Annotated in this window: 27 protein-coding genes; 1 reads left to right on the top strand and 26 read right to left on the bottom strand. The window is 33.9% G+C overall.

Features of this window, described 5'->3' with window-relative positions; translation table 11 throughout:
- Positions 1 to 394 precede the first annotated feature (394 nt).
- On the bottom strand, positions 395 to 1,285 hold the full coding sequence (locus J8L85_RS00300) for a helix-turn-helix domain-containing protein (RefSeq protein WP_211013716.1): 891 nt from the start codon (positions 1,283 to 1,285) through the stop codon (positions 395 to 397).
- 94 nt (positions 1,286 to 1,379) lie between these two features.
- Here J8L85_RS00300 and J8L85_RS00295 point away from each other — a divergent pair, with 94 nt between their 5' ends.
- Complete coding sequence (locus J8L85_RS00295; RefSeq protein ID WP_211013715.1) at positions 1,380 to 1,727, top strand: DUF983 domain-containing protein; 348 nt, start codon at positions 1,380 to 1,382, stop codon at positions 1,725 to 1,727.
- A gap of 274 nt (positions 1,728 to 2,001) precedes the next feature.
- On the opposite strand, the gene J8L85_RS00290 is transcribed toward J8L85_RS00295, so the two are convergent.
- From J8L85_RS00290 to J8L85_RS00165, 25 genes are all read right to left on the bottom strand, one after another.
- Positions 2,002 to 2,847 (bottom strand): hypothetical protein, encoded by an 846-nt coding sequence (locus J8L85_RS00290; RefSeq protein ID WP_211013714.1) that lies wholly within the window; start codon positions 2,845 to 2,847, stop codon positions 2,002 to 2,004.
- 335 nt (positions 2,848 to 3,182) lie between these two features.
- A complete protein-coding gene (locus J8L85_RS00280) occupies positions 3,183 to 3,818 on the bottom strand; it encodes a hypothetical protein (RefSeq protein ID WP_247656515.1) in 636 nt (211 codons plus the stop codon).
- A 141-nt stretch (positions 3,819 to 3,959) separates the two neighbouring features.
- Positions 3,960 to 4,400 carry a DsrE family protein gene (locus J8L85_RS00275; RefSeq protein ID WP_211013712.1) on the bottom strand — a complete coding sequence of 147 codons (441 nt, stop codon included), beginning with the start codon at positions 4,398 to 4,400 and terminating at the stop codon, positions 3,960 to 3,962.
- Positions 4,401 to 4,530: 130 nt separating this feature from the next.
- A complete protein-coding gene (locus J8L85_RS00270; protein WP_211013711.1) occupies positions 4,531 to 4,923 on the bottom strand; it encodes a hypothetical protein in 393 nt (130 codons plus the stop codon).
- 125 nt (positions 4,924 to 5,048) lie between these two features.
- A complete protein-coding gene (locus J8L85_RS00265) occupies positions 5,049 to 5,426 on the bottom strand; it encodes a DUF1428 family protein (protein ID WP_211013710.1) in 378 nt (125 codons plus the stop codon).
- Positions 5,427 to 5,445: 19 nt separating this feature from the next.
- Positions 5,446 to 6,030 carry a uracil-DNA glycosylase family protein gene (locus J8L85_RS00260; RefSeq protein WP_211013709.1) on the bottom strand — a complete coding sequence of 195 codons (585 nt, stop codon included), beginning with the start codon at positions 6,028 to 6,030 and terminating at the stop codon, positions 5,446 to 5,448.
- A 231-nt stretch (positions 6,031 to 6,261) separates the two neighbouring features.
- On the bottom strand, positions 6,262 to 7,053 hold the full coding sequence (locus J8L85_RS18080; protein ID WP_211013708.1) for an aspartate dehydrogenase domain-containing protein: 792 nt from the start codon (positions 7,051 to 7,053) through the stop codon (positions 6,262 to 6,264).
- Between the two features lie 422 nt (positions 7,054 to 7,475).
- Positions 7,476 to 8,045 carry a hypothetical protein gene (locus tag J8L85_RS00250; RefSeq protein ID WP_211013707.1) on the bottom strand — a complete coding sequence of 190 codons (570 nt, stop codon included), beginning with the start codon at positions 8,043 to 8,045 and terminating at the stop codon, positions 7,476 to 7,478.
- 44 nt (positions 8,046 to 8,089) lie between these two features.
- The gene (locus J8L85_RS00245; RefSeq protein ID WP_211013706.1) at positions 8,090 to 8,827 is read right to left on the bottom strand and encodes an ankyrin repeat domain-containing protein; all 738 of its coding nucleotides are present in this window, start codon (positions 8,825 to 8,827) and stop codon (positions 8,090 to 8,092) included.
- Positions 8,828 to 9,292 carry a hypothetical protein gene (locus J8L85_RS00240; protein ID WP_211013705.1) on the bottom strand — a complete coding sequence of 155 codons (465 nt, stop codon included), beginning with the start codon at positions 9,290 to 9,292 and terminating at the stop codon, positions 8,828 to 8,830.
- Positions 9,293 to 9,361: 69 nt separating this feature from the next.
- Positions 9,362 to 10,276: an AraC family transcriptional regulator gene (locus J8L85_RS18075; RefSeq protein WP_211013704.1), complete on the bottom strand. Its 915-nt coding sequence runs from the start codon at positions 10,274 to 10,276 to the stop codon at positions 9,362 to 9,364.
- A 193-nt stretch (positions 10,277 to 10,469) separates the two neighbouring features.
- A complete protein-coding gene (locus tag J8L85_RS00230) occupies positions 10,470 to 10,910 on the bottom strand; it encodes a hypothetical protein (protein WP_211013703.1) in 441 nt (146 codons plus the stop codon).
- 268 nt (positions 10,911 to 11,178) lie between these two features.
- Positions 11,179 to 12,012 (bottom strand): DKNYY domain-containing protein, encoded by an 834-nt coding sequence (locus J8L85_RS00225; RefSeq protein ID WP_211013702.1) that lies wholly within the window; start codon positions 12,010 to 12,012, stop codon positions 11,179 to 11,181.
- Between the two features lie 500 nt (positions 12,013 to 12,512).
- On the bottom strand, positions 12,513 to 13,268 hold the full coding sequence (locus tag J8L85_RS00220) for a hypothetical protein (RefSeq protein ID WP_211013701.1): 756 nt from the start codon (positions 13,266 to 13,268) through the stop codon (positions 12,513 to 12,515).
- 932 nt (positions 13,269 to 14,200) lie between these two features.
- Positions 14,201 to 15,976: an erythromycin esterase family protein gene (locus J8L85_RS00215; protein WP_211013700.1), complete on the bottom strand. Its 1,776-nt coding sequence runs from the start codon at positions 15,974 to 15,976 to the stop codon at positions 14,201 to 14,203.
- A gap of 166 nt (positions 15,977 to 16,142) precedes the next feature.
- Positions 16,143 to 16,703 carry a hypothetical protein gene (locus J8L85_RS00210; RefSeq protein WP_211013699.1) on the bottom strand — a complete coding sequence of 187 codons (561 nt, stop codon included), beginning with the start codon at positions 16,701 to 16,703 and terminating at the stop codon, positions 16,143 to 16,145.
- A 166-nt stretch (positions 16,704 to 16,869) separates the two neighbouring features.
- Positions 16,870 to 17,232 carry a hypothetical protein gene (locus J8L85_RS00205; RefSeq protein ID WP_211013698.1) on the bottom strand — a complete coding sequence of 121 codons (363 nt, stop codon included), beginning with the start codon at positions 17,230 to 17,232 and terminating at the stop codon, positions 16,870 to 16,872.
- Entirely contained in the window at positions 17,229 to 17,561 is a 333-nt protein-coding gene (locus tag J8L85_RS00200; protein ID WP_211013697.1) for a contact-dependent growth inhibition system immunity protein, read from the bottom strand. The genes J8L85_RS00205 and J8L85_RS00200 overlap by 4 nt, the downstream gene beginning before the upstream one ends.
- Positions 17,562 to 17,727: 166 nt before the next feature.
- Positions 17,728 to 19,218, bottom strand: a complete 1,491-nt coding sequence (locus tag J8L85_RS00195) for an amidohydrolase family protein (protein ID WP_211013696.1) — start codon at positions 19,216 to 19,218, stop codon at positions 17,728 to 17,730.
- Between the two features lie 127 nt (positions 19,219 to 19,345).
- The gene (locus J8L85_RS00190) at positions 19,346 to 20,185 is read right to left on the bottom strand and encodes a tetratricopeptide repeat protein (protein ID WP_211013695.1); all 840 of its coding nucleotides are present in this window, start codon (positions 20,183 to 20,185) and stop codon (positions 19,346 to 19,348) included.
- Positions 20,185 to 20,706, bottom strand: a complete 522-nt coding sequence (locus tag J8L85_RS00185) for a hypothetical protein (protein WP_211013694.1) — start codon at positions 20,704 to 20,706, stop codon at positions 20,185 to 20,187. Before J8L85_RS00185 ends, J8L85_RS00190 begins: the two co-directional genes overlap by 1 nt.
- A 214-nt stretch (positions 20,707 to 20,920) precedes the next feature.
- Positions 20,921 to 22,369, bottom strand: coding sequence for a serine hydrolase domain-containing protein (locus tag J8L85_RS00180; protein ID WP_211013693.1), 1,449 nt, complete (start codon positions 22,367 to 22,369; stop codon positions 20,921 to 20,923).
- Between the two features lie 263 nt (positions 22,370 to 22,632).
- Positions 22,633 to 23,484 (bottom strand): hypothetical protein, encoded by an 852-nt coding sequence (locus tag J8L85_RS00175; protein ID WP_211013692.1) that lies wholly within the window; start codon positions 23,482 to 23,484, stop codon positions 22,633 to 22,635.
- 130 nt (positions 23,485 to 23,614) lie between these two features.
- Positions 23,615 to 24,682 (bottom strand): DUF3137 domain-containing protein, encoded by a 1,068-nt coding sequence (locus J8L85_RS00170; protein WP_211013691.1) that lies wholly within the window; start codon positions 24,680 to 24,682, stop codon positions 23,615 to 23,617.
- A 10-nt stretch (positions 24,683 to 24,692) separates the two neighbouring features.
- Positions 24,693 to 25,499 (bottom strand): DUF1266 domain-containing protein, encoded by an 807-nt coding sequence (locus J8L85_RS00165; RefSeq protein WP_211013690.1) that lies wholly within the window; start codon positions 25,497 to 25,499, stop codon positions 24,693 to 24,695.

The raw sequence follows: 25,499 nt of genomic DNA, 5'->3' as shown, positions 1-25,499 counted from the left end.
ATTTAATGTTCTTTTTTGCGCATCAAGAATAAATTTAACTTAAATGGTCACTAAAGGTCTATCTAGTGCAAAACACTACAAAATAGAAAATATTGATCAAAAGAAATAGGCTGTTGTCGCCTTTTTCCTTTTAAGATACCATTCTTTGTTATAAAAACACGTTTTTGTTGTTGGTAATTTTTATGGTCGTTAAAAATCTTTGGGCGCATAAAATAGGGCAATATGATTCTTTTGGTCGTATTGTTTAAAAAGTACAAAATAGTGGAAGCAAGAAATTTGTAGTGTAACTATACGGTTCTTGTAAAATCGATTGATTTTTGTTTGAAAAACTAATGTATCAAGTTGCCGATAAACAATTGTTTGTGTGTTGGGTGTGCGTTTTTTAACCCTATTGTTATTTTAAATTGGTCTTATAAAAATACTTTTTGCGAAAACCCAAAGGTGTCATTCCTGTTTTTGATTTAAAAAACTTTGAAAAATAGGCGTAATCCGAGAATTCTAAAGTATCCGCAATTGTGGCTAAATTATCGTGGGAATGTACGATCATTCTTTTTGCTTCCAGAATTACTCTTTCGAAAATTAATTGGTTCGTTGTTTTGTTTATAGTTTGCTTTACTACCCTGTTTAGATGCTTGGTGCTTATATTAAGTTTATCGGCATAGAATTTTGGAAATTTTTCTTTATAAAAATGGATGTTTATTAAGTTTTCCAAGTTTTCAAGTATGTTGGAATAATTAGGGGAAGTAAGTTTTTCCAAATTAATATCGGCTGTATAGACCCTTGTTAATTCTATATAGATATTGTTTAGCGTGTTTATAATTTTTAATTCCCTTAAAAGATGGGTTTGCAGGTATTCTGTATAGACGTCACGAAACTTGCTCTTTAGGTCGTTCAATTTTTGGGAGTCTAACTGTAATACGGGAGGGTTTTGATACGAACCAAAAAAAGGAAACGAGTTAATTGTGTGCCCTAAGAACTTTAGGTCGTAAAATTCTTGGGAATGAAAAAAGATAAATCCTTCGGGTGGTGTCTCAAATTTCCAAAAATGGGTCTGTCCAGGTTTTAGAAAGAACACCTTACCAGGATTTATACTATAAGAATTAAAATCTATTTCATGTGTGCCTGTACCTTCGGTAAAAAGCACACATAGATAGAAATTGTGGGTGTGGGGTCTGTTGATTAAATGCTTGTTTAACTGTATGTGATTTGAAAAAGAATTTACGTACACATCGTTTAAAGGTGCCGATTCTCTGAACTGACCAATATTTAGAACGGGTATTTTCATTTAAAATGTCTTAAAAGTACAAAAAATAGCGAACATAATATATGGGTGAAAGTAGGTTGGCAGCCTAACTTTGTGGTAGAATAAATTCTATACTATGAGCAAAGTTATAGATGCTTTAAATTGTAAGTGTCCAAATTGCAAGAAAGGAAACATGTTTCCTGATAAGGGAAAAAGAATATTGTTGAACATTCCTAAAATGAGCGATACGTGCCCGGTGTGCAATTATAAATTTGAACGGGAGCCAGGTTTCTTTTTCGGGGCCATGTTCGTGAGTTACGCCCTTGCCGCAGCACAAATGATAACCAGTCTTATTGTATTTTGGTATTTTATAGATTTGTCTCCTTTAAAGGTCTTTTCCATTATTGCGGTAATTGCATTTTTGTTAAGTACTTTCAATTATAAATTGTCGAGGTCTATTTGGATATATTTGTTCTATAAGTGAAATGGACTTTTATTGCATGTCACATTACAATATTTTAAAGTGTAATGTTTGAGTAATTTAAGGCTAATGTGACCAGAGCGCCAAAGGGAGTTAATAATCTAAGGAAACATGGTTTTATGGACCAAAACAGATAGTTTTTCTTTGGATGTAATAATACCCTGATCCATTATTTTCTTGATGATATTTTCTAAACTTAAATTTCTTGGCAACGTATATAAATAGGCCGTACGTAACCCTGTTGCCCCTTGTGGACATAATGGCCATATAGGTCTTATTAATAAGAATAGATATTAAAGAACTCTTCGGTATCCTTTATTTGTTTTAGCCCCAGGATCCAACAAACCTCGGAAAGGTCAGAGAAGTCCAATCCTCCGGCGGCAACGGCCTCGTTATTATAACGCCCGTCTTTTCCATTGTATGTGTTTGCGATGTCTGTTGCGAGTTGCCATACTTCCATCAATGTAGGGTCTACGATCTTTTCTTCCCAGTAGGAGAAATTTGGGGTACGAAAACCGGGTGTTCCGTTTCCTATAGCGTTTCCATCGGCAATTTTATGGTAATCGGCGTGTTCTTTGGTAAATTGAAGCGCTTCGGGCGAAGTCACTTTTTCGTTCCAATCGCTATGTTGAACAACATGAATACGTTCTGAAACATTTAATTCTGGCAGATCTAATTGAATTGCTTTTATCAATTTGGCGGTAAAATCGGATTGCCCCGCTTCGGCAATCCAAACATCACCTTTATCGGTAAGAGTTCTTAAGGCAATGGTTTTGACCTTTTCAACCGCATTGGACAAATTTTTGTTTGCATCTGTCCAGTTGTCTCCAAAGGTAAGTTGAAATAGGTCGTTGGGCGGAACATATAAGCCTTCTTGAATACCGTATGTGCCGGCAACTGCATGATATTGTATTTCAGAAAAATCGGGATGGGACATTAAAGTTGCCAATGCAGCGACCGAATGAAGGTCGTCCACATCTGTTTTACAATCAAAATGTACCAGCAACAAGTCTTTTTCTTTGTTGAATTCCCTTTCTGTTATGGTGCTAAAGTTTATGGCACTACTTTTTAAAGGTATTAATATGGCCGATACTACCAGTAGCACGAGTGTTCTGTATTTCATTGGTTTTGTAATTTGATTACTCTAAATGTATAATAAATCCGCATAGGCCGGCTATAAAACCCAGTAAATAAATCAACCCCTTCGTTGATCTAAAAATAGTATGCCCGAAAATTTCATAATTAAACTTTTGAGTACTGTTTGCGGGGTCTATTGCCCAATCTTTATTAAGAAAATTACCGATAGCGAAAATGAAGAAGATAATGGACAATACTAAATAAGCGTATTTCGGATTTAGCTCAAAAAAAACTTTTACCTGATCGAATATTTCTTCCACGTTGGGTATTTAGATTGTAGAGAATGTCGTTTTTTATCATTTAAAGCACCTTTGTAATAAGCTAAAGGTGTTGTTGTAAGTTGATCTTTCTTTTTCTCTCTCTGTACAATCCTATTATTAATCCGAATAAGCTTATTAATACACAAGTTAGCATCCAAAATACAAGATCATACTTATTGATCAATAATCTATAAGTAAATGTAAAAAGGAATAAAACCAATCCGATGATCTGCCAAAATAGATCTTTTTCCAATCTAATGTTTTGGTCAAAGGTCGGGGTTAAATTAAATAGGATTTTGATTTCGTTCCATTCCCAAAAAATCAACAATAAATTCGCGAATAGCATAAGTCCGGTAACTACGGGAGTATAAGCAAAATAATAGGATAAGGTGATAATGAAGATGTTCAGAATAATCGGAAGGTTAATTAAGGCGCCCAGTTTAGAATAGCGCTGTGTCATTAATAAAAAACCGGCTATCAATTGTGCTATTCCAATAAATTTCCAATATAGACCGGATTGGTACATGGTCTCGAAAAAATGCCAAGCGCTATTTATGGGGTTTAATTCACCACTTTCAGAGGTAAAGCGGTGTCCTTTTATTTTTATCAGGCTGGCAAAAACAAAAGCTCCACCAATTAAATATCTCGTATAAATGATTAAAATTTGAGGTACTATTTTTTCTTTAATACTATTCATGGTAAACGGTGTCTTTTATTTAGACGGATAGAATTAAAGTTCGTTACTCAAAATTGCCCAAAGACCTGTCAAAGACGGTTCTACGGATTTTTGTTTAGTGGCAGAACCGATGCCAATATTTCGATAAATGCACAAAAATAATTAGTATGTTAAAGTGTTATAACCGTTTGCCTGTAATTGGAGCATACGTACCGAGGCGGTCGGGGTAACGCTAAGGCCATCAAAAAGCTCTTCTTTCGATACACCCAATTTTTCCATGGCAACACTGCACACGCTTACCTTTACCTTTCCTTTATATTTTTGAAAAAATGTTTCCAGTTCAGAATTTTTGACCAATTGTGTCACCACCTTGCCCTTGACCACAATTTCATAATCCTCTATGGTAACACCGTTTTCAATAAGTAGGTCGTACATGCCCAACACTCCTTTAAAATGCCTTTCTGTGGTGAGTATAAAGCCATATTTAGGTGTCTTTTGTAAATCTGTAACGACTTGTTGGTCCAATTTCTTTTGACTGTGGACGCCTGTAGCACTGCCCACCATTACCATAATAATAAATAAGGTTCTAAAAATGGTATTCATATATTCTATTTTAAATGGATATAGTTTCTTTAAAAATACGGAAATTAATCCCTATTCGGTGTTGTTTAAGGCCCGTTCAATAAATCTTTGGTCTCAACTTATGCCCGTATAATGTATATGAGGTCGTTTTTTAGGTACCGGATTGGGTGATTGTAATTCCGTCAAAGTAATCACCTGATTGGAGGCTTATGGTCAAAACCCGTTCCGATGCTGTTTGGTTCTGTTCCATTGAGATAGATATCTCTGTTTCGTTTTTTCTTTCAATGGAGAATTCGATTTCTTCAATAACAAAGTTTTCCTCCCCGGTATCAACCTCGTTTAGGTCCACCGATTCTCCGTTCCATACAATCTCGTTGATCCACCAATCTGTCTCTTCCGTATAAATCTGTATAGTTTGGGCTTCTGATGAAAACCGGACTTCTTTTTGTGATAGTTTTATGTTGTCGTCCCAATCCCCATCTTTTGAATCGGAGCAAGATAAAGCTATTAGAAAGAGGGCAATTGGAATAATAACATTTTTCATGGAGATGTAATGTTTTGTTTAGATGTTCTCTTACAGAGAACATTGCACTAATTCATAGAAATTGCCTCGTACCTACTATGGTGTCGGAGTATCAATTATATTGCTATGTGGTTAAATATATACGTTCAATTTAATTGTATCAGAGGCTTAAACCCTCCGTAAACCATTCTACTACTGTCAAAGACTATTTTTTTTGGGTCTGTTAAGGGTGCGAGCAGCGCTGTTACTCTTGGGTCGGTAAAAACCTTTTCGTTGGCAGAATCACGTATCTCTTTTGAAGGAAAAACAACCCATCCAAATATAATTTCCTCGTCTTCTTTTACTTCTACGGTAGCAATAAACGATTTTACACCTTCTAAGTATAAATCATCGCCGACAAATTCGAAGTAGGCCATTGCACCATGTTCTTTCCATATTTTAGCTACTTTTTCTGCCACTTTTTTGTATTCGTCCAAATAAATACTTCGTATCGGAAAAACAAAGCCATCAATGTAGTTGGTCATATTTTTTGTGTTTAGAATGTTAACGATTATTATTTTCTAGAATTTCGTTTGTTTTTAATTTTAAGTCAGGAAGTACATTTTCTTTAAACCATTCGTTTTTAGCTTGCCATATGTTGTTTCTTGGTGATGGATGGGGAAGAACGAAATATTGAGGCAGGTATGTTTTGTAGTTTCGAACGGTTTCTGTCAGTGTTTTTTTAGAGAGGTCCTTTAAATAGTAATCTTGAGCGTATTTACCTATTAAGATAATTAGCTCTGGGCTTTCGATTTTGGCTAATAAATCGTTATGCCATTTAGGGGCGCATTCTTTGGTTGGAGGGTTGTCACCGGATTTTCCTCTTCCTGGATAACAAAATCCCATTGGAATCAACGCAATTTTTTCTACATCATAGAAAACGGAATTATCAATACCCATCCATTGTCTTAGGTTTTCGCCACTTTGGTCATCCCAAGGCACACCCGTATTGTGAACTTTGGAACCCGGCGCCTGTCCGATTACGACAATTTTGCTTTTACGATGCGCATTAACAATCGGTTTTGGACCAAGAGGAAGCTTGTTTTTGCAAATATCACAACTATATATTTTTGATAATAACCGGTCCAATTATTTGTTTTTTTGAATTTATACTTACTTCTTGTAAATGTACTCCAATATTCATTTTTACAAGTATTTATTGGTATCTATCCATTTCACGGAAAGGTTGACCATATCATCTAGAACATGTTTTTAAATTAATCTTTCCTTCGATGGCCAATGGCTGTACCGATTGCCACTGGACATTTCGAAATATAAGGAGATGAAGCAATCGCTTATGCCGATAGGCTAAAGGTATGTTTAATTGATTTTAATATTGGAATTCATGTTTCTAAGTATACTTACCACACTCTTAACGGCCAAAAAGCTTGTTTTAGGGTTGCTCGGACTCGGTTTGTTCTCTGTACGGGTGTATATTTTTCCAAAACCACCTTCACAAGTTATCTCATGCATATTGCTAGAAGCGTTGGGATCGGCAACGATTTTAATTGTTAGGTCTTCGCATTTAGATGCAAAATAGATGCTTGCGGCAACATTTATATTCTTGGGAAATTGGCTTACCGCCTCGTTTACGTCACCTTCCCAAATAGTTTGGGCTGTGTTAATTGATGATAGGTCGATTTTTGCATGTTCAAAAAAAGGTGCCCCTTCTAAGCTTTTAGGATGTTTGGTGGTTTTTAGATTGATGGAGGTAATTTCGTCGTTCACGGCTTTTATGGCATCTAACCCTGCGATTGCCCCTACCGGTATAACGATTTCGCAGTTTTTTAATTTTTTTATAACCTCTTTATTTTGGTACAGACCGCCGGTACTAATAACGATTAGTTTCATGCCTATACGGTCTATTTCCTCAAATGTCAATAGCTGTGTTACGACATCCTTATTGGCACATTCGATAATAATGTCTACATCATTGATCAAGTCAGGGGTGATTTCTTTTCTAAATTCTATAGATTCATTTTTAAAACCAATACTGTCTTTATCAATGTCTCTTCTTGCTACTACATATTTTAAATCGAAAAAAGGGTCGTTATCTATCCATTCCGCAAGATATCTACCAATATTTCCAAAACCTATTATCGCTATTTTCACAGGGGGCTGTTTTTATTGTTTGGGTAAATTTTCAGTTAAAATTAGAATAAAAAATTTGAATTGAATAAGAGGGTTATTAATGGTATGAAAATGAGGTAATAGCGTTGTAACGGTTTTGTCGATTGCTCTGCAACGGTATTTTTTATTCGTATTGTAACTACATTTGAAAGTTCTATAAACTGCGGTCTATACGGTGCTTTTTTGAGGGAAGGCCATGGGTTTTACGGGGCCTAAAAATGAATCGTTATAATACGGGACGTGGTCGTAAAAATTATAGTTTTGGTCATCTTGGGGTTGTGCGATGGCTGCCATTGTCAGGTGCAGTTATTTTTCCGCTTGCTTTTTATAAGGCCAGCCCCAGAGATTTTACGATTATATAAATATACACAGACCTTTTGGTCTGGCCCTATAGTCGGTGTTACTTATTGGTCGTTGGTTTCTTGTTGTTTGTATAAAGAAAAATAATGCTCCGCAATTTTGCCCTTATCTTCTTCAGAAATGGGAGGTACTTGAACTCTTTGGGATTTTAAATGTAGGGAGGTGTCCGATTGTTGTACAATTTGATATTCTGTATCCCCTCCAAGTATGGTGGTGGTCACTTTACCGCTATTTTCTTTGAATTTACCAATGAATTTTTGGGAAGGAGTTTCTGCCGTCAATGAAGTTTTTTGTTTGGTGCCGTCTTCCACTGAAGAAACATCGTATTGGTTTTGTAAAATTTCAACCACATAATCCCCCTCTGCAGAGAAAGACCAAATGGTAGTGCTAAAAGGTATTTGTTGCTTGCCCCTAATGGAGTCGTCGGTCCATACGATAGAATCCAATTTCCACTCTCCCGATATGGAAGGAAGGTTCGTGGAGGCCTTTTCAGGTTCTATTTGGATAAAATCAGTTGTTGGTTGAATTGCTTTTTTGTTGTTGCAACTGACAAAAGAGGTAATGAAAAATAAACAGACTATAGTTTTAAAAATAAAATTTATAGACGTATGCATGTAATAGGGTAAAATAGGTTGATAAAGCAACAAAAATAAAAAACCTATCTAAATAGATCTTTTATTTCTGGGTCTTTTGTTAGATCGTATGCTGTTTTCCCGTTCCTGTTTTTTAAACTAGGGTCGGCACCGTTCGCAAGTAATTTTTCAACAATATCTTTATGGCCGCCAGATGCTGCCCTATGCAGTGGAGAGGCTCTGTGGTTATCCGTACTATTGATATTCGCACCGGCGTTGATCAGCATGGTTGCAATTTTAAGATGCCCTTCTTGGCAAGCTGCTAAAAGAGGGGTGGTGCCATCGGTTTTCTTAATATTTACATCGGCTCCTTTTTCTGTTAAAAACGCAACCACTTTAGGATCCCCCTTGTAAGCGGCTACATAAAGGGGCGATTCATTGTTAAAACCGTTTTTGTTGATCTTAGCTCCGTTTTCAAAAAGGTATTTTACAATTTGTTCATGACCGTAGTATGAGGCTACGTGCAAGGGTTTAAGAATCTTGTTATCAATGTAAAATGTTCCAAACGGAATAATACAGGCTAATAGAACTTTCCAAGTTGTCTGTTTGAATTTCCAATTTTGCTCTGTTCCTACACTTATCGTGTTCATAACGAACAAGAGGAAAAGTATTCCGTGAACTGGTCCTAAAATTGAGGATAGTGTTGTAACTCCGTAAATCTGTTTTAGTGGAACAGAAACAAAGACTAAAATGAGTAGCGAAAATCCTTCTATAATTGCCAGCAAACGCAATCTACCGATATTTGAACTAAGAAATGTCTTCATCTAAAATGTTCTTATGTATGGTCTATTTGCCAAAGGTGAAAATGGCCAAGGAATGGCTATGAATATGATCGTAAGTGCAATTGAAAACCACAAAAGGATTGTCTTAAACTTTTCTAAATCAGTGGCTTTTCGTTTTGCTTTTGCAGAACCAATTGTGATAAGCACAATAGCAACAACCATTAAGGTAAAGTGAAAAAGCCCAAAAAAGGTCAAATCCCAATTCGAAATGGAAGTTTTAAAGTTGGCAAAGTAGTATTGAACAAGAGGACTTTTCATATAAACGAGCATGCCCAAAATAAGTTGGACGTGTGCAATTGTTGCTGTCCAATGACGAACCTTGTTATCCCAAAATGAAAAACTGCTTTTTGTAAAATAACCTCTACCTGCCCGAAATATGGCATAAACCAATGAGAGTAGAACAAGCCATCTGAAAATGGAATGAAGAATTAGTACAGTTGAATACATATGCCTTGATTTTGTTAAGGCAAAGGTCTATATTCAGTTCATCTTCGATTAGAAACTTTCATGCTTTGATTAGGACTTTTCAATCAATTCTCGAAATTTCGTTGGTGATACATTTTCTCTTTTTTTGAAAAACCTTGCGAAATATGAAGGGTCTAAATAACCCATTTCATAGGAAATCTCACTTATTGATAAAGTTGATTGATAAAGTAAATACTTGATCTCAATTAATTTAATTTCATCAAGAATTTCAGATGCTGATTTTAAAGTGGATATTTTAATGGATTTGTTCAAATGATTTGGACTAATATTCATCATTTTTGCAAAGTCGGCTACCTTTAAGTTTTCTTTTACTTTTTCGTTTGCTAACATTCTAAATTGAGATGTTATATTAAAAGAAGCATTTTGACGTTGAAAATTATTTAATCCATAAATTATTTTTAATTCCGTCAATAACGTATAAATGTAGGAATGAATGATATCTGAATTTGGTTTTATGGCACTTTTAAATTCTGTTACCAATCTTTCAAATAAGTTTAAAATTGGAATTTTCGATTCTTTATTAATATTTAAAATGGGATAATTTCCATTGTTTAAAAATTGAAAATCTGACACTAAATATCGATTGCCGAATTTGCCAACAAGTATGTTTGGGTGAAAATGGCAAGTAAACCCTTTCATATTTTTTGAAATCTGTTCCGCTGAAAATACAGCCCCTGCCTGAAGGACTACAATTTGATTTGGTGAAATTGTAAATTCTTGGAAGCCTATATTTGTTTTGTACGAGCCTTCTGTAACATAAATCAATGTGTGGCTTTCTTCTCTTGAAGGATGGATTGGTTTGAGTACTCCTTCACTTAGATCTTCAATTCGCAAGCAGAAAAAGTCCTCAACACTTTTTTTAAACAGTTTATCTAATTTAGGATTTGCGTTGAAGTACTCCTTTCTGAAATCTTCAGAATTGTATGTTTTTATTTTTGACTGCACTTTGTCTATTGTCGAGGTGTTTTTTTAGCTTGTGGGTAACGTTTAGGTATAAGGATAGTGCGTTTTTGTATGCGTAGATTTTCCACAGGAAAATCAGCTGTAACAAAAAAGCATGTACACTTGATTAAACACTAAACCGCAATTTTGTACGGTGTTGGCATTGGTTTTTTTATTCAATTAATATAAAATTCAATCATTCTGTTGCTCTGATGTATTCACAATAGTCATTCCAAACGGGTGAATAGTTATCTTCGAGAAACCAATTTAATCTCAATTTAGTTATAGTCTGATTATTAAATTTCTCTCCATATAATGACATACTTTGGTCATTTTCTTTAGACAACCAATTAATAAATTCAGTATCAGAATTAAATTCAGCAATAACTTTATCAATGCCATGACCATCATAGACTGTGCTCAAAATAAAACTTCCTTTTTGGAAAAATATTCCTATTCCGCAATAGTCTCGATGAGAAAAATATAACCCATCTGATTCATTAACGGACTGTTTTAATTTCTCAGATACTTTATGCGCTATTTTTTCACCATAGTTTTCATTGTTCAAATTATGAAATACTTGCAATTCTTTTTTAGTCAGTTTTTCAAAAGATATTTTTGAGATATTTATTTTCAACTTTTTTCTGTTATGATTAGTGAATCAAGGCAGTTTTTTATCAACTTGTTGCCAACGGTTTAGCTATGTACAGTACGGGGCACGCCATCTGCGATAGCAGCGGGCGAGTTGGCCCGCTGGCCAGTTTCCGTCTGGTCTACCAGCCGGATCTTTTTGTTTTGTATTTATTTTTTTCAATTTAGCGACATTATAAATATACACAGACCTTTTGGTTTTGCGCTTAAGTCCGCATTACGTTCAGGTTTTGTCGGCAGTAGTTAATTTTTATTCAATTTATTTTTTTTCTTCTCCCTTTTTCATATCTGTATTTAGAGTCTCTTCCATATCCAATTTCATCTATCACTTCAAACCTGAAATTTTCCAAATCTCTAGTTTTAATTACCTTGATACCAAAAGGCTCGTTTACAAAATAGGCATATTGGTCATCCTTGGCATAGTAATGAATATCACATTCTAAATAATATGGGGCATCCTCTCCTATGCATTCTTCCAAAAATTGAAAAGTTGCAGGATTTGCTCCTTCTACTATTTCACTTTTAAAATATAGATGGTCTTTGTCTTTAAAAAGTGTATCCACTTTTGGGTGAACTTGTTCAAAAGTTTCCACATCACAAGTCATTCTTACGGTATGGCCATAATATACGGTATCTCCAACTCTTTGGTAACATTCATTAATTGGTGTCATTTCAGAAAGGGAATAAGGTAGTTTAGATTCATACCAATAATCGATTTCCCCCGAAGTGGAGTAGCCGTTATCAATATCTAAAATTCTAAAATTGTTTGGACTCGCATCAGGTAAGATTGTAGATCCACACATATAACTTTCTAGATAGACAGCGTTTTTATCTTTAAAATAAATGGTGTTTTCAGCTTTATTAGCTTCAATTACACTAAAGCTGTCAATATCAATCTTGTTTAGATATTTCTCAAAACAAGTGTTGAGGTAATAATAAATACAATCTTTATTTTTTGAATATCCGTGTCCTAAATTTACCCAGTCGTGATCGTAATCTTTTCCTCTAAAAATTTCAAACTCTTTGCCTGATTTATCTTTTACCAATTGTCGGTCCCAAAATATATCTAAGATTATTAAATCGTCCATTTTAAATTTTATTGATAGGGTTTTAAAAGCTTATGGTGTTTAGATTCTGTTTCGAAATTATAAGAAGTAATAACGGGTGTTTTTAATTTCAGTAAAAAAATAATCTGGAAAATATAATGAGCCAATGGCTAAAAAAGTAGAAATTAAAAGCAGGATTATACTAATTTTGGCATCTCTAACTTCAACTTTTTTCTTAATTCTTATTCCCTGTTTTATTAAAGTGCAAATAAACACTATGATACCACTGACCAAAAAGATAGTATACTTCACAAAGTCATGATATCCTCTAAAACCAGTACTTAATTCCGATTGGAATATAAGCTAGTAATATTGTTTTGTAGTTTGTTTTTTTTCAAATTATTGTTAACGGTTTTGTGTATGATTTCGTTATGTGGTTCAGTAACTAATTTAGCAAATACAAACGGAATAGAAAATCCGTGAGGACATTTGTAAATAGACTAAAACCAGCAATTAATTTTACACGTTGCTGTCAACTGGCTTTATTTATAATATTCATTTCCATTCGAATCAACATAACCAATTCTATTGTCAGTCGTTTTAAATTTAGCTAATCCAAATGTAAATTCTTCAAGTTCTTTATATTTCACTTCTGTTATGCCGTAGTATCCATACTCGTTATTTATTCGAACTTTTAATAAACCAGAATCATAGGTTACTTCGTCAAAGTATTTTAAGTCATTGCCATATAAAACTCCCTGTTTTTTTCCTTTCTTAATTATAATTGCGTTTGGGAATACTTTTGTATGATTAAAAATAAATGTGTTTTCGTCAAATTCGATTTTCCTTTGGTTGTTTGGAAAGTTAATTTTTTCAATTCCCTTTATTCCGATTGAATCAATAATTTTTGGCGGAATTTTATCTTCATAATCATAGAAGTTTTCGTTCTCGGTCAAATAATATTTTCCTTTTTTTTCTATGATTTGATAGATATAATTAGGGACAGTTCCACATAGTTCAAGGTTTATGTTTACTTTTTCTTTCTTATTTCCTTTGCTGTCAATGTAGAAAGCAATATTGTTTTTATCTAAAACTTGTAAATATTCTCCTAAAGGTTCGATGAATTTTAGGTTTTTGAAAATTACTTTTTTGTCATTTTTTTTGATTTTAAAAGTTTTTGATTCCTGAGTTTTATATACTTTGAGGTTTTCTCCGAACCCATAGACCAATGAATCATTTTTTTGAGCAAAAGAACTAACAATGCTTAAAATCATAAAGGATGTTATAAGTATTCTCATAGTTTGTTTTTAGCTTGTTGGTAACGTCTCGGCTATGATTAGTACGGGAATAAAAAATCACTTTTGTTTCCGTTTAAACGATTAGCCGAATCTTTTTATTTTTTAATTGCCGATTTTGAATATTCCGCTGACGTGTAATTTTCAATTTGGCGACATCATAAATATACACAGACCTTTCGGTTTTGCCCTTAAGTCCGCATTACGTTTAGGTTTTGTTGGTATACGTACTTTTTCTTGTGCAGACTAGTTTTTGTTTACGTCAAATATGATTTTTAAAGTCCGTATCGTATAGTTTATTTTTAAAATTCCATAAAAACCGACAAGTAAAAGCAAGCTGATCCTGAGGATTTCTTTTACATCTAATGGATTAATAGAATATATAAGGAATATATAAATAGGGAACGCAGTTATGGCCAGTCCAACTAAAAAGTTCCCGATTCCGGTCACTTTATCAAATTTAAAGCCAGCCAGGTCTGCTTTGTTTAAAATCTCATTCGGTTTTAGAAGAAAAATATTCTTTGTTTTCAAGAGATAGTAACCCACAATTATAAAAAGGCAAATGATAATAATGTTTATCGAAAGTCCGTCAAATCCGACGTCGCGTTTTTCAGTGAAATATTCGTATGCGCTTAGAAAAAGTCCGACTATTAGTAATATTAAAAATATGTATGTCAGAATCCTATAAATTTTTAGTAAAATCTTCAATTGAATATTTTTTTAAATGACTGTCAACGGCTCGGCTATGGCAAGTAGGGCAGATGGTAAGCGTTTACCTTTCCGTTTAGCCACAAGCCGAATCTTTTGTATTTTGTTTTTATCTTATTTTTTTAAAAGCCAAATCAAAAGATTTGGCGACATTGAAAATATGCTCAAGCCTTTATTTAAGCACCTTTCCGCCTTATTTTTTTGTACATTGTTAGCAACTGCCCTTTTCACTCGAATATTGGTTTGGTTGAATTAGTTTCTTTAATGAAAATCATCGTGTCAAAATTCTTGATTAATGGAAGATAATAAATATCCTCTTCCGACTCTTTTGAATATCCAATTAGCCTTGTAGGACCCATTATTTTGTCTGTGGTTAATTCATTTTTTAAATCGGACATATTTATAATAAACGAGTTGCCAATTTCAGATAATCTATTTTCCCAAAACAAGCTATCAATTGGTTTAAATGATTCGATTTTAAGTTTCTCCTTATAACTGTGATCTCCGTTTATAAATTTTTCATCTATATATGAATAATTGCCTTTTAAGGTCGTAAGTCCAATTGTGTAATAATCTTTATTGAAATCATTTTTTAAATCTCTGCCCATAATCCCTATTTCATTATCTATGATAATTTCGTTTGAAATATGTGCATTGTGAGCCCAAACAATAATCTTATTGTCCGAATTTTTAGCCAAAAATGATATTCTGTCTGCCATTATTTCATCTCGACTTTGATATGGTTTTTGGTTTTTAATGTTTGCATAGTTGATATATGTGTTTTTCCCATTGAATAGAATTTCTCTGATTGATTTAGTTAGTTTTTTAGTTGATTCTAAATAATTTTCAATTTCTAAGATGTTATTGTAAATTGAATTATTGACTTTGTATTCTTTTTTTAAATTATCAGTTGAACTTTTTGCAATATTGGATTCTAATTCCTTCAAAAGCTTATTCAATATTTTATCATTTATTGGATTAATGTTGTCTTTTAGTAGTTCATAGAAAACCCAATATGAATCGTCACAACCTTTAAACTTAATGTTATATCGGGTTTTGTTGTCCTTATACCATTGTAAGAAAGATTTTATTTCTTGGGTTTGATAAATTGAAAATAGGTGTTTTCGCATTAAGCTATCTAATGGCATTTTATCCAAATCTTTGTTCAAGATTTCAATATCATCGTATGGGTTTTCCAAAACAACGAGACTAAACCCTTTTTCTTTAATTAGTCTTTTTGTTATGATTTCTCTAAGTCGATAAAATTCAGATGTTCCGTGTGTGCTTTCGCCTATTGCAACTATCTTTTTGTCTCCGATTTTTTCTATCAAAGGGTCTAAACTATTGCGCAGACTTTCTTCGTTGGAAAAGTCCAATTTTTTAGAGGATTTTGATAAAGCCGATTCTAGTTCGTTAGAATTGTAGTTTTCTAAAGTTAACTTTTTTGTTTCTTTTAATTCCTGAATGTCTTTGCCGTCAATACTCACTTTAAAGTCATCAAACCAAGCGACACCTTTTTTGCCTAAAATTCCGCCTACAAAGATTGTTTTTGCATTAGATGGAAAAGGTAGTTTTATAGAATATTCTTTCCAATCACTTGTTCCTCTTATTTTTTGATTTTGCATTGATTTAAACGCTAAAAACCTTTTTTTTGAATTTCCGTCAATCCGCATCAAAAGCCCTACAAATCCTTTTACATTCTCGTATTTGATTTTACCAGAAAGTACAATGGTGTCTCCAACGTAATTTGCTGGTATTCTATAAGTAATGCAGCCAAATTCCCCATCTTTATCGGAAACAACTTTCCCCACAGAATTACCCTCGCTAATAATTTCTCCCGTTAAATTTTCGAAATCCCCCCACTTAAACCATCCTGTGGGCATTTTTTGTTCTTCTTGGTTAAAATCGTTAAAGTCTAAATTGTATTTATTTTGACTATTAACAGCTAAAGGTATTAGCATCAGAAGAACTAAAAAGTAAAATGTTTGTTTTATAACTTTCATATCTTACTTGATTTTTTTAGGGTTGTTGCTAACGGTCTAGTGTATGAAAAGTAGCGGATTTTTATACACTAATTTTTCGGTTTATAACTGACCTTTATTTTATTATTTATCTTCTGTTCAAGCACTAAAGCCGCTATTTTTTATATACGTTGTTGTTAGTGGTTTTTTATTCAATAGACATTATTTCGTTATTTTTTAAATTGATTTTTAGTCCGTGTTCTTCATTCCAACTACAATTAAAAAGTAATTCTAATTCATCATTTTTGTCTCCAAATGAAATAGTATCAATACATAGATTTTTTTTGATAAACTCTTCGTTAGAGAATTCAGTTTTATGCAAAATCTCCATTGTTCTTTTTGCGTATTCATAATGTTTGGCAGATGCATAAGCTCCGCCATTTCCAAAAGTATAATTTACAATCGCAGTCAATAGCTTTTTTTCAATTTCAGCTGATTTTTCTATTAATTCCTTTATAGTTTGAAAATCATCGACTCTTTTTGATGAATAGAAAGAAATCTTGTCAGATGTTGAAAAAGGGGTTTCATAATATTCGTAAACTTCAGATACATCGTACCATTCAGGGCTATTTTCAGGGTCTTCGAAATTTTCAGGATTATACAAATTGTAATAAACATTCCAGTCTTTGCAGATGAAATTGTCAACTTGTATATCTATTTCTCCAAATTTTTCATTTTCTGCTTTTATTTGCTCTAAAATTGAATTCATTTTTTTGTCAATAGATTGGTTTAATTGTTGCCAACAGTTCAGCTATGGCAGGTAGGGTAGACTCGAAACACATTACTTTTGTTTTGACGTTGCCTGCTCAAAGAACAGGACTTTCAATTTATCTCTAAATGCCCTATTGGCTATACATCTTATTGAGCAACGTTTTTTATTTCTTTTTCAGTTTACTCACTATTTCAAATATTTCATTTGCTATGCTTTCACCTTCTTTTCCAACAAAATCGTCCCATTGACAGGTCGGAGCAAACCAAATATATAACTGGTCAAGTCTTGAATCGTCCCCATTCTTATAGTCTACAATAGCAGTTTTTAAGTCTTTATGGAATTCTTGGGCCGATAAGTATTCTCCCGAGTAGCCACCCTCGTATTTCGACACCATTTTTTCAGCCTTCTCTAAAAGTCTAACGAGTCTTTTCTTAGTTGGAAAAAGTGATTTTGTTGTCAACCGTTTCCAAGCAAGCAGCATTGATCCGAATGCGATTAATATTAATAATAAATTGTTCCAAGTCATCTAACACTTGATTTAAGGCCTTCAAATTCTTCCTTTAATTCTGGAGCATTTTGGTCCGACAATTCTAAATTTTGTTGAATCAGTTCATTAAGTATGTTCTCTTTCAATTCTTCAATAGCAACTGAAACTAAAAACTTCGGTCCGATATTTTGACCGATCATTATTCTAAGGTCTTCTATCTCGAATTCCTTTAATGGCTTTTTTCTGAGTTGGTGACAAGTCTTGACCAAATGGCTTTCATAATCTGGTTTGCTCCAATAGGCCTTTTTTAAATTATCCAAAGACTTCTCTCGCCAATTATTTTCATATTTCGTTTCTGTCGATTTCAATGATAATTTCGGTTCTTTTCAATGTTGCACAACGGTCTGGTATATAAAAAACAGCGAATTTTTATACACTAACTTTTCAGGTTATAGCTGACCTTTAATTTATTCGTTTTGTTTCATTTAAGCGACTAAACCGCTATTTTTTATATAGGTTGTTGGCATGTAGTTGTTATTTTACGGATAAACTTTCCCTAACTACTACTTCACCTCCTAGAATTATATTTTCAATAGTATTGTAGGCCTCTATTTCTTCAAGAGGATTCTTTGTCATCAATATTAAATTTGCTTTTTTTCCAACTTTTATTGAACCAACATCTGAGTCCAATTTAAAAGCCTTTGCGTTGTTAATTGTCGCTGAAGCTAAAATTTGATTTAGCGGAACCCCAGCTTCATTCATTAATTTTAATTCCCAAAATCCATTATGACCGGGTTGATTTCCATATGTTGGTGCCGAAGGAGTGTCAGTACCGAATAACACTAACCCTCCATTATTCGACAGGTATTTTAAGACGAGTTTCGCATGTTCTTGAATGTTGCCATATATGCTATGGACTTCCTCGGCAGTATAGTCCGTAAAAAGCTCATTGGCGAACCATTGTCCTTCCTCTGTCGCATACCACTCCAGCAATTTTTTTGGGACAACTTTGCTTAATTCAGGATTGCCTAGAAAACTATCGTCTGCTAAAGCTTCTTCTCCAGCTATAACCGTCAAAGTAGGTGTATAACCAATCTGTTTTTGAATTTGCAAGTCTAGTACCCTCCTTATCTCTTTTGGCAAAGAGTCTTTTGGTACATCTTTGTATTTTCCCCAGTTCCATAAACCATGGGCGATAATATCCACTCCAATATCGGCCAGAAATGAATGTGCTTCCAGTGAATTGCCATGAACAGTAAGAACAAGTCCGTTTGATCGGGCTTCATTTAGCAGGTCGGTCATAATACTTTTTGTGGGCACGGGCAATTTTGGCATCCCTCTAAAACCAGATTCATAATATGATTTGACAGCAATGCCTCCAGAATTTTTTATCCGACTTACAACAGCTTTTGGGGTGTGATCTACTGGGTCGAATCGATCAGGAATATTGTCGGCCTCACTTTCCAGATATATGAAATTCGGAGTGCTCTCGAATCGGAGTTGTTCAGGAGCAAAATTCATAGGATAGCCATTTGCAACTGATGCACCTGATCTGCCAGTATGAAATAAATCTGGTTTAATGGGGTGTGCGTTAAAAGAAGCAATCTGTTCTTCTGATATGCCTCCCAGGTTGATCAAAGTTGTAAAGCCATAGTACAAATAGCTTCGGGGCATCTGATTATTAAATTCTTCTGTCAATTCAGGGTGTTTTTCCATATGGTAAGGAAGCATTCCTTGTACTTCTGTGATATGAACATGGCTATCGATTAATCCCGGAATTAAAAATTTCCCTGTTCCGTCAATTTCTTCAAATTTGCCGTTAACACTTGGCTCGTTTATATCAAAGTAAACGATTTTATCTTTTTCTATTACCAGATGACCTATATATGGGCTGTAGTTTCCATCTTCAGAAGATATAATGGTTATGTTCGATATATAAACACCTTGAGTAAGGTTCAATCGATCCTGTTTGTCTTTACAAGAAAATAATTGTAATATAAGTGTTAGTAAAATGATTTTTTTCATTCTTAAAGTTTTAATGCATGCCAACAGCCTCGGCTATGAGTAGTTGCTTGGTTTAGCATTTAACTTTGCAAGCACGCACCAAACTGAAAATCCGTGAGGATTTTCAGAAGTAGGCGAGGAGAATCAATTACCTATGGCCATTGTTGTACGCCGTTTTTATTTCGTTTTCAATATTCTCTAAATATACTTTGTCCATTGGGTTTGAATAAAAATCGAACATTCTGCTCTGTCCGATATAAAGTTCTTTTGCTTTTTCTAAACAGGATTTATATTCAGTCTTTTTATTTAAATTCTTGTATGCCAAGGCTAAATAATATTGGTTTTCGGCCAATTCATTGTCTTTTGATTGTTTCTTAAATAATTCAATTGCTTTTTCAAAATTTCCTAACTCCAAATAGAGAACTCCCAAATGTAAATAATCGTAGGAGCCAATAAAGTTCTCTTTTTCGTTTAGTTTAATTTGTTTTTCTATAATTTGAACAGCTTTTTCTTTTTCTCCAATTGCTTTATAACACAAACCTTTGGCAATGTTCAAATGATATGTTCCGTTTTGAGATTGTCCAATATCATAACCTACCAAACTATCTAGTTTTTCGAAGTCTTTTATTGCTCCTTTGTAGTCTCTGAAGAATTGATAGCGACACCAACCTCTATATCCTAAATGATTTTTTGGCTTTAACTCAACTGCCTTGTCGATCAGTTTTTTCCAACTAACAAAGTCTCCACTTTTCAAATAGGCAATAGATTTTGCCCAATATGCATAATCGAATGTTGGGTCAATCTCTATTGATTCGTCTAAAATGGTTTGGTACTTTTTACTGAATTGGTAATGACCACTAATTTCCATTGCTTTTTTACAAGCTTCGTATTTTAAAGTATCTCCATAATATTTGTAGGCTTCGCAATTTGGTTGGGCAAATACATTTGAAAATGCAAACAGTAATATTAAAAAGTTTAAGTATTTCATTAAGGCAAAATTTCTGTTAGTTGTCCGTCGGTAATTTTAAATATTAGATACATGTAATAATCGATCGGCACTTCGTTTTGTTTTAAAACTTCCCAATTTTCAATTCCTTTGGTTATGTTTAAAAGTTGAGAAACAATTTCATCATCAAACTCTTTTTCTTGATAATCGTAATCTGATTGAACAACTCTAAACCTTCCTGCTTTTCCTTCACAATTTACAATAAACCGTATTCTGATTAGTCCATTTTCTTTTTTGCCTGATATTGGTTTGTATTTTGATTTGAACGTGTTTAAGACTTTAGATTTTTCTCCGGCATAAATAGGTCCATTACCTAAATTGAAATATTGAAGAATTTTATCGTCTCCGTTGCAAACTTTAAATGCTGTTTCATCTATTTGGTCATTTTGCTCAATGTCTCCAACCCAACGTAAATATTTTTCTTTCTCGCTGGTTTTTATTTCTGATTGACAGCTACAAAGAATTGAAAAGAGTAGTGTTACTTTTAAAATTGATTTCTTCATTCGTTTTGTTCAAATGGCTTGCAACGGTCTCGTATATGAAACGTAGTGTGTAAAAAGATACTACATTTTGGGTTTAGCACAGAGCCAATTTTTTATATTTTATCTTAATTTCTCAAAAAGCCAAATTTAAAAATTTGGCGGTCTTTGCAAGTAGACACAAACCTTACGGTTTAGCACTTATTAGCTATGTTTTATACACGTTGTTAGCCTTTCGTTATTCTTTCACTTCATTTTCTAATATCTCAATCATACGTGCTGCTCTTCCATTATTTGGGTTAAGTTTCAATGACATTTTAAAATTCACAAGAGCTTCTTTTTTCTTGCCAATTTTCATTAAGCCTTCTGCATAACTGTGATAAGGGTTATATTTATCGGGGAAAGTTTCGATAGCTAATTTGAAAATTTTTAGCGCCTTATTAAAATTGTCTTGTTTAAGAAAATAATAACCAGATAGAATGAGTTCATCTTCAGAAATAGAGTAGGCTGGGTTTTTACTGTTGGCTTTATAAAATTCAATCCCTTTGTCTATTCCTTCTTTCTCAATGATTCTATCCATAAATAGTGTAATAGGTTTCAAAGGGAAATCATAGCTTTGGTCATTTAGAATGGCTAAAATAGCGGTGTTAATCCTATGTAAAAGTGAGTTACTGGTATTACTAAAAAGTACTATGCACGAATTAGTTTTAGGAATTTGTGTAAAGATGGTTCGGTATCCATCAACTCTGCCGCTATGACTAATTGTTTCTATATTTTTTTTTCCGACATTCACTTTTCTTAATTCCCAACCGTATCCATAATGATGATTTCCATCTGGACTGTGTTTGGTAAAAATCATATCCATATACTTTTTTGGCAGTAATTCTTCATTGACTAAAGCTTTGTCCCATAATAACATATCATCTACTGTAGAATACAATCCGCCCGCAGCGTATGCTGAAGACTCATCGGATTTGTCAACATCAAAATATTCTGGATACCACGTATCGTAACCTGACGACATTTTTTTAATGATTGGTCTGTGTTTGTAAAATCCGCTATTTTCCATTTTTAGCGGATTAAAAATCTTTTCTCTTAAAACCTTTTGATAGGGTTTACCCGTCACTTTTTCAATGATATAACCCAATAATGTATACCCTGAATTACTGTAATCGAAGTTTGAACCAGGAACAAAATTCAGCGGTTCATTAGCAAATTGATTTACCATATCTTCTGGGCGATTTGCTTTTATATCGCTTTTCACATTTGGGATACCAGAAGTGTGCGTAAGAAGATGATGAATATTGATTTTGTTGGCGTTTTCTTTAGGATAATCTGGTAAATATGCAGCGATTGGCTTTTTTAAATCTAATTCACCTTCGTTTACTAATTGCATAATTAGCATCGCTGTGAATGATTTTGTTATTGACGCTATTTGGAATTTTGTGTCTGTTTCGTTAGGTATATCCCATTCCATATTAGCGAAACCGAACCCTTTTTTGTATAGGATAGCGCCTTGATGCGACACAGCAACAGCTCCATTGAAACTTTCGTAATCAGAGTATAAACTGATGATTTCATTAATTTTATCAGCCTTTGTAGTAAAATTTTTATCAGTATCTGAATTGGATTCACCTGAACACGAACTTACCAATAACAGTAAACAGAATTTGGATATTAATTTCATATTTTTTTTTGTTAAGCCTACTGCTATAAATTTGGTTTACTACTTTTCAATTGTAAAAAAGTGTCAATAAAGTGTAAAATGTTAGTTTATTGGTCATAATGAAGGCCAACGGTCTTGTGTATGAAACGTAGCGTATAAATAGACGCTAATTTTTCGGATTATCACTTAGCCAAATAGCAGATTTGGCGGTGCTTGCAAAAATGCACAAGCCTTTCGGTTTAGCCCTTACTAGCTATGTTTTTTATACACGGTGTTGTGTGGCGTTATTTATTCAGCCATTTTATTTCAGTTATCAGGTATTTTCCGTTTTCATTCTCTATTATAACAATAGCTTCTTCTGTTCTATTTATGGATATATTTACTTCCCAAAGATTGTTCTTTTGATTTAGTTTTACCACTTCAACACTTTCGGAAATATCTTGTCTTCTTGTCCAATACAAATAATCATCACAATTTTCAGGTATTACTCCGATATAATCGCTCCATTTCATTTTTGATATTGTTTCTACACAAAGTTTTGTACGTTCTTTTTCCTTTTTTAAAAATGTTTCTGAAATTGTTCCAAGTTTTCGTAATTCATTAAAATATGGTTCGTAATTAATAATGCAATTATCGTTATCACCTTCAGTAACTTCAAAGCCTGTCGGAACTTTAGATTTAAATTCGTTTGTGTTCTTTATATACCATTTATGAAATGATAAAGCAATATCTTTAATTTCTTTTTTACTAGGACTTTTAGGCTCTCTTAAAGTGCTTTTGTAATTAATTATAGCCCATTCATTATTTTTCATTGAATTTATTGGAACAGAATCTCCTTGTTCAGAGATTAATATTTTGTCAATAACTTTAAATCTTGAGTGAGGTTTTCGACTTTTAATTAATTCAATATTTTCATCGATTAAATCACATCTTGGACATCCAACTATTGTTCCGTCATCAAAATAGCCAATTAGACCACCATTCGCAAAGTATAAAAATTGTAATTGTCTGCTTTCTTTAATCTCAATTTTCTCTTCGATAGTTTTTTTTTCCTCAACTTTTTTTGAGTTCTTATTGTCTTTACAACTTAATGTTAATATCAATAAGATTAATAAGACTACTTTAATAATTCTCATTTAGTCTGTTGTTTTTAATGACACACAACAATTGTGTAAAGCAACTAGTTGCTATACATCTTTTTCAGTCACACTAATCTAAAAAACGGTTTTACCAATAAATTCCCATAGTATCAGATGAATACACAATCTATAATTTTAATTCTTCGGAAATCTCCAAGGCAGTTTCAATGTCATTGGCCAATTCTTCCACTAGCTTAATACTGTCCAGCTTTCCTGATGGAAATGAAAACAGCCCATTCGCATTTTTTACGGCCATATACATTTGTCTATTTTGAAAAGACATCGATATGGGTCGGTCAAATTCTTCTTTTAAAGCAACAATTTTTTCCATGATTGAAGCAGATAGAACATAACGGGCCTCCACTTGGTCGGTACCGTACACCATAAACTTGCTGGTAAACCTTGGATCTTCCAAATGTATTTCCTGCTCTTCCTTAAAATTAAAACTGGCCAATCGGTCCAATTTTGTCATTTGGTTTTTGGACAATACCACCGTATGGCCGTTCAATTTCTTTTTAAACCGCAACCAACAGAACATACCCCGGAAAGAATAGTTGGTGTTGTCAGCTAATTTTTTGGTTACCATATTCTTGAATACGGTCTGGTACATAACGCCTAACATATTTAGAACGGGAATACGCATTAATATACCCAAAAACTTGTTGGCTACATTGTTTTCCACAATGCCCAAGTCCGTTATGTTTATTTCTGTATCATTGGTTCTTCCTCTAATCTGCCCGTAACTATAAACTGGTGCTTCTTCCTTTATCCAAGGGAATAATTTGCTTTTTGCCACTTCATTGGTTGGGGCCATTGCACCTTGGGTAAACTCAACCTGTGGAAACAGCATTTTGACCATTTTAGCAATGGTTTTCTGTTCCGTGGTTTTAAATTTTTGAAATGCCCTGGTAAAAAAGATGGTGGTCGGATATAAAAGGACCATCAGCCCCATTATTGGATAGAGGGATGCGTAGGGATTGGTGGGTGTAGGCTTAAATACATCCAAAAAAGCCAAAGAAGTATTTTCGAGCATTGGTATGTATTGTATGCCCAACAATGCAAGCATAAATATGAGGTACATACCGGTAATGCCCCACATGACTCTTTGCAAAAAAAGGGTGCGCTTCTTTTTTTTATAAAGCGTATCCAACACTTTGCTGGTTTCGGAATAGGCCGCTACTATGCGCTCTTGCATTATCTTAATATTATGGCCATTTTATGGTGTTCCACGGACTGTCTGGGCTTTCCAAAACCTGTTTGTAAAGGTGGAATACTTCTTCTTTGTACGTACTGGAATCGGCACTTATATCTATGGCAAAACCAAGGGCAAAGCTTTTTCCAAAATCTTCCCAAGAAGAAAAATGTTGCAAGGCCAATGCTTTGGCAAAATTGATGACCTTCCAGGCTTCTTCCTCAGAAATAAGATTGCCGGTATAGGCTTTACGTGCCTGCCCGACCAATACTGCCGCATCATAACCTGCCACACCAAGCTTTAATTCGGAATCAAAAAGGATGATGCCTTTTTGCTTTAAACTGTTTAGGGCTTCTCCAGAACTTAACGTTTTCAAATAACGATGGGCCCGCTCATTACTGCCGAATTTTTGATCCATTAGTTCGCCCCATTTTTCTTGAGGTTCGTTTTCAATCATTCCTTGGATAAAATCAAAGTACCATCGGCGACCATCTTTCATAAAATACTCGGTCAAACCCCAATACCCTTCCACGGTATCAATGCCCCAACCTTCCAGATAGGGCTTAACATCTTTGGCAGTGAGAAATGATAGGGTGTTGGTGTTGGCTTTCCACCATTCGGCTATGGGCGTATACAAGGCTAAGCCAAATAATTGTTCTTGATTGAGATTACTGTTTGGCGACTTTCTAAATTTCGCCTTCGTCTTGGCCGGGGCATCGTATTCTTTCTTTCCAATTTTAAAATAACGAATGGCATAAGAAGCAATAGCGATGGCCAGTATCACATAACCGTACCAGGGTAAGTTTTCGAACATTTGCAT

The sequence above is a fragment of the Maribacter sp. MMG018 genome (assembly GCF_018100785.1).
GTDB lineage: Bacteria > Bacteroidota > Bacteroidia > Flavobacteriales > Flavobacteriaceae > Maribacter.
This window is presented reverse-complemented; position numbering and strand designations above follow the sequence as displayed.

Bases quoted from the DNA above. Each gene is read 5' to 3' on its own strand.
- J8L85_RS00280 (WP_247656515.1), bottom strand. From the start codon at position 3,818: ATGAATAGTATTAAAGAAAAAATAGTACCTCAAATTTTAATCATTTAT.
- J8L85_RS00300 (WP_211013716.1), bottom strand. From the start codon at position 1,285: ATGAAAATACCCGTTCTAAATATTGGTCAGTTCAGAGAATCGGCACCT.
- J8L85_RS00295 (WP_211013715.1), top strand. From the start codon at position 1,380: ATGAGCAAAGTTATAGATGCTTTAAATTGTAAGTGTCCAAATTGCAAG.
- J8L85_RS00220 (WP_211013701.1), bottom strand. From the start codon at position 13,268: ATGAGAATACTTATAACATCCTTTATGATTTTAAGCATTGTTAGTTCT.
- J8L85_RS00205 (WP_211013698.1), bottom strand. From the start codon at position 17,232: ATGACTTGGAACAATTTATTATTAATATTAATCGCATTCGGATCAATG.
- J8L85_RS00245 (WP_211013706.1), bottom strand. From the start codon at position 8,827: ATGAAGACATTTCTTAGTTCAAATATCGGTAGATTGCGTTTGCTGGCA.
- J8L85_RS00215 (WP_211013700.1), bottom strand. From the start codon at position 15,976: ATGAAAGTTATAAAACAAACATTTTACTTTTTAGTTCTTCTGATGCTA.
- J8L85_RS00210 (WP_211013699.1), bottom strand. From the start codon at position 16,703: ATGAATTCAATTTTAGAGCAAATAAAAGCAGAAAATGAAAAATTTGGA.
- J8L85_RS00175 (WP_211013692.1), bottom strand. From the start codon at position 23,484: ATGAGAATTATTAAAGTAGTCTTATTAATCTTATTGATATTAACATTA.
- J8L85_RS00190 (WP_211013695.1), bottom strand. From the start codon at position 20,185: ATGAAATACTTAAACTTTTTAATATTACTGTTTGCATTTTCAAATGTA.
- J8L85_RS00165 (WP_211013690.1), bottom strand. From the start codon at position 25,499: ATGCAAATGTTCGAAAACTTACCCTGGTACGGTTATGTGATACTGGCC.
- J8L85_RS00170 (WP_211013691.1), bottom strand. From the start codon at position 24,682: ATGCAAGAGCGCATAGTAGCGGCCTATTCCGAAACCAGCAAAGTGTTG.
- J8L85_RS00180 (WP_211013693.1), bottom strand. From the start codon at position 22,369: ATGAAATTAATATCCAAATTCTGTTTACTGTTATTGGTAAGTTCGTGT.
- J8L85_RS00185 (WP_211013694.1), bottom strand. From the start codon at position 20,706: ATGAAGAAATCAATTTTAAAAGTAACACTACTCTTTTCAATTCTTTGT.
- J8L85_RS00240 (WP_211013705.1), bottom strand. From the start codon at position 9,292: ATGTATTCAACTGTACTAATTCTTCATTCCATTTTCAGATGGCTTGTT.
- J8L85_RS00225 (WP_211013702.1), bottom strand. From the start codon at position 12,012: ATGGACGATTTAATAATCTTAGATATATTTTGGGACCGACAATTGGTA.
- J8L85_RS00270 (WP_211013711.1), bottom strand. From the start codon at position 4,923: ATGAAAAATGTTATTATTCCAATTGCCCTCTTTCTAATAGCTTTATCT.
- J8L85_RS00275 (WP_211013712.1), bottom strand. From the start codon at position 4,400: ATGAATACCATTTTTAGAACCTTATTTATTATTATGGTAATGGTGGGC.
- J8L85_RS00265 (WP_211013710.1), bottom strand. From the start codon at position 5,426: ATGACCAACTACATTGATGGCTTTGTTTTTCCGATACGAAGTATTTAT.
- J8L85_RS00195 (WP_211013696.1), bottom strand. From the start codon at position 19,218: ATGAAAAAAATCATTTTACTAACACTTATATTACAATTATTTTCTTGT.
- J8L85_RS00250 (WP_211013707.1), bottom strand. From the start codon at position 8,045: ATGCATACGTCTATAAATTTTATTTTTAAAACTATAGTCTGTTTATTT.
- J8L85_RS00290 (WP_211013714.1), bottom strand. From the start codon at position 2,847: ATGAAATACAGAACACTCGTGCTACTGGTAGTATCGGCCATATTAATA.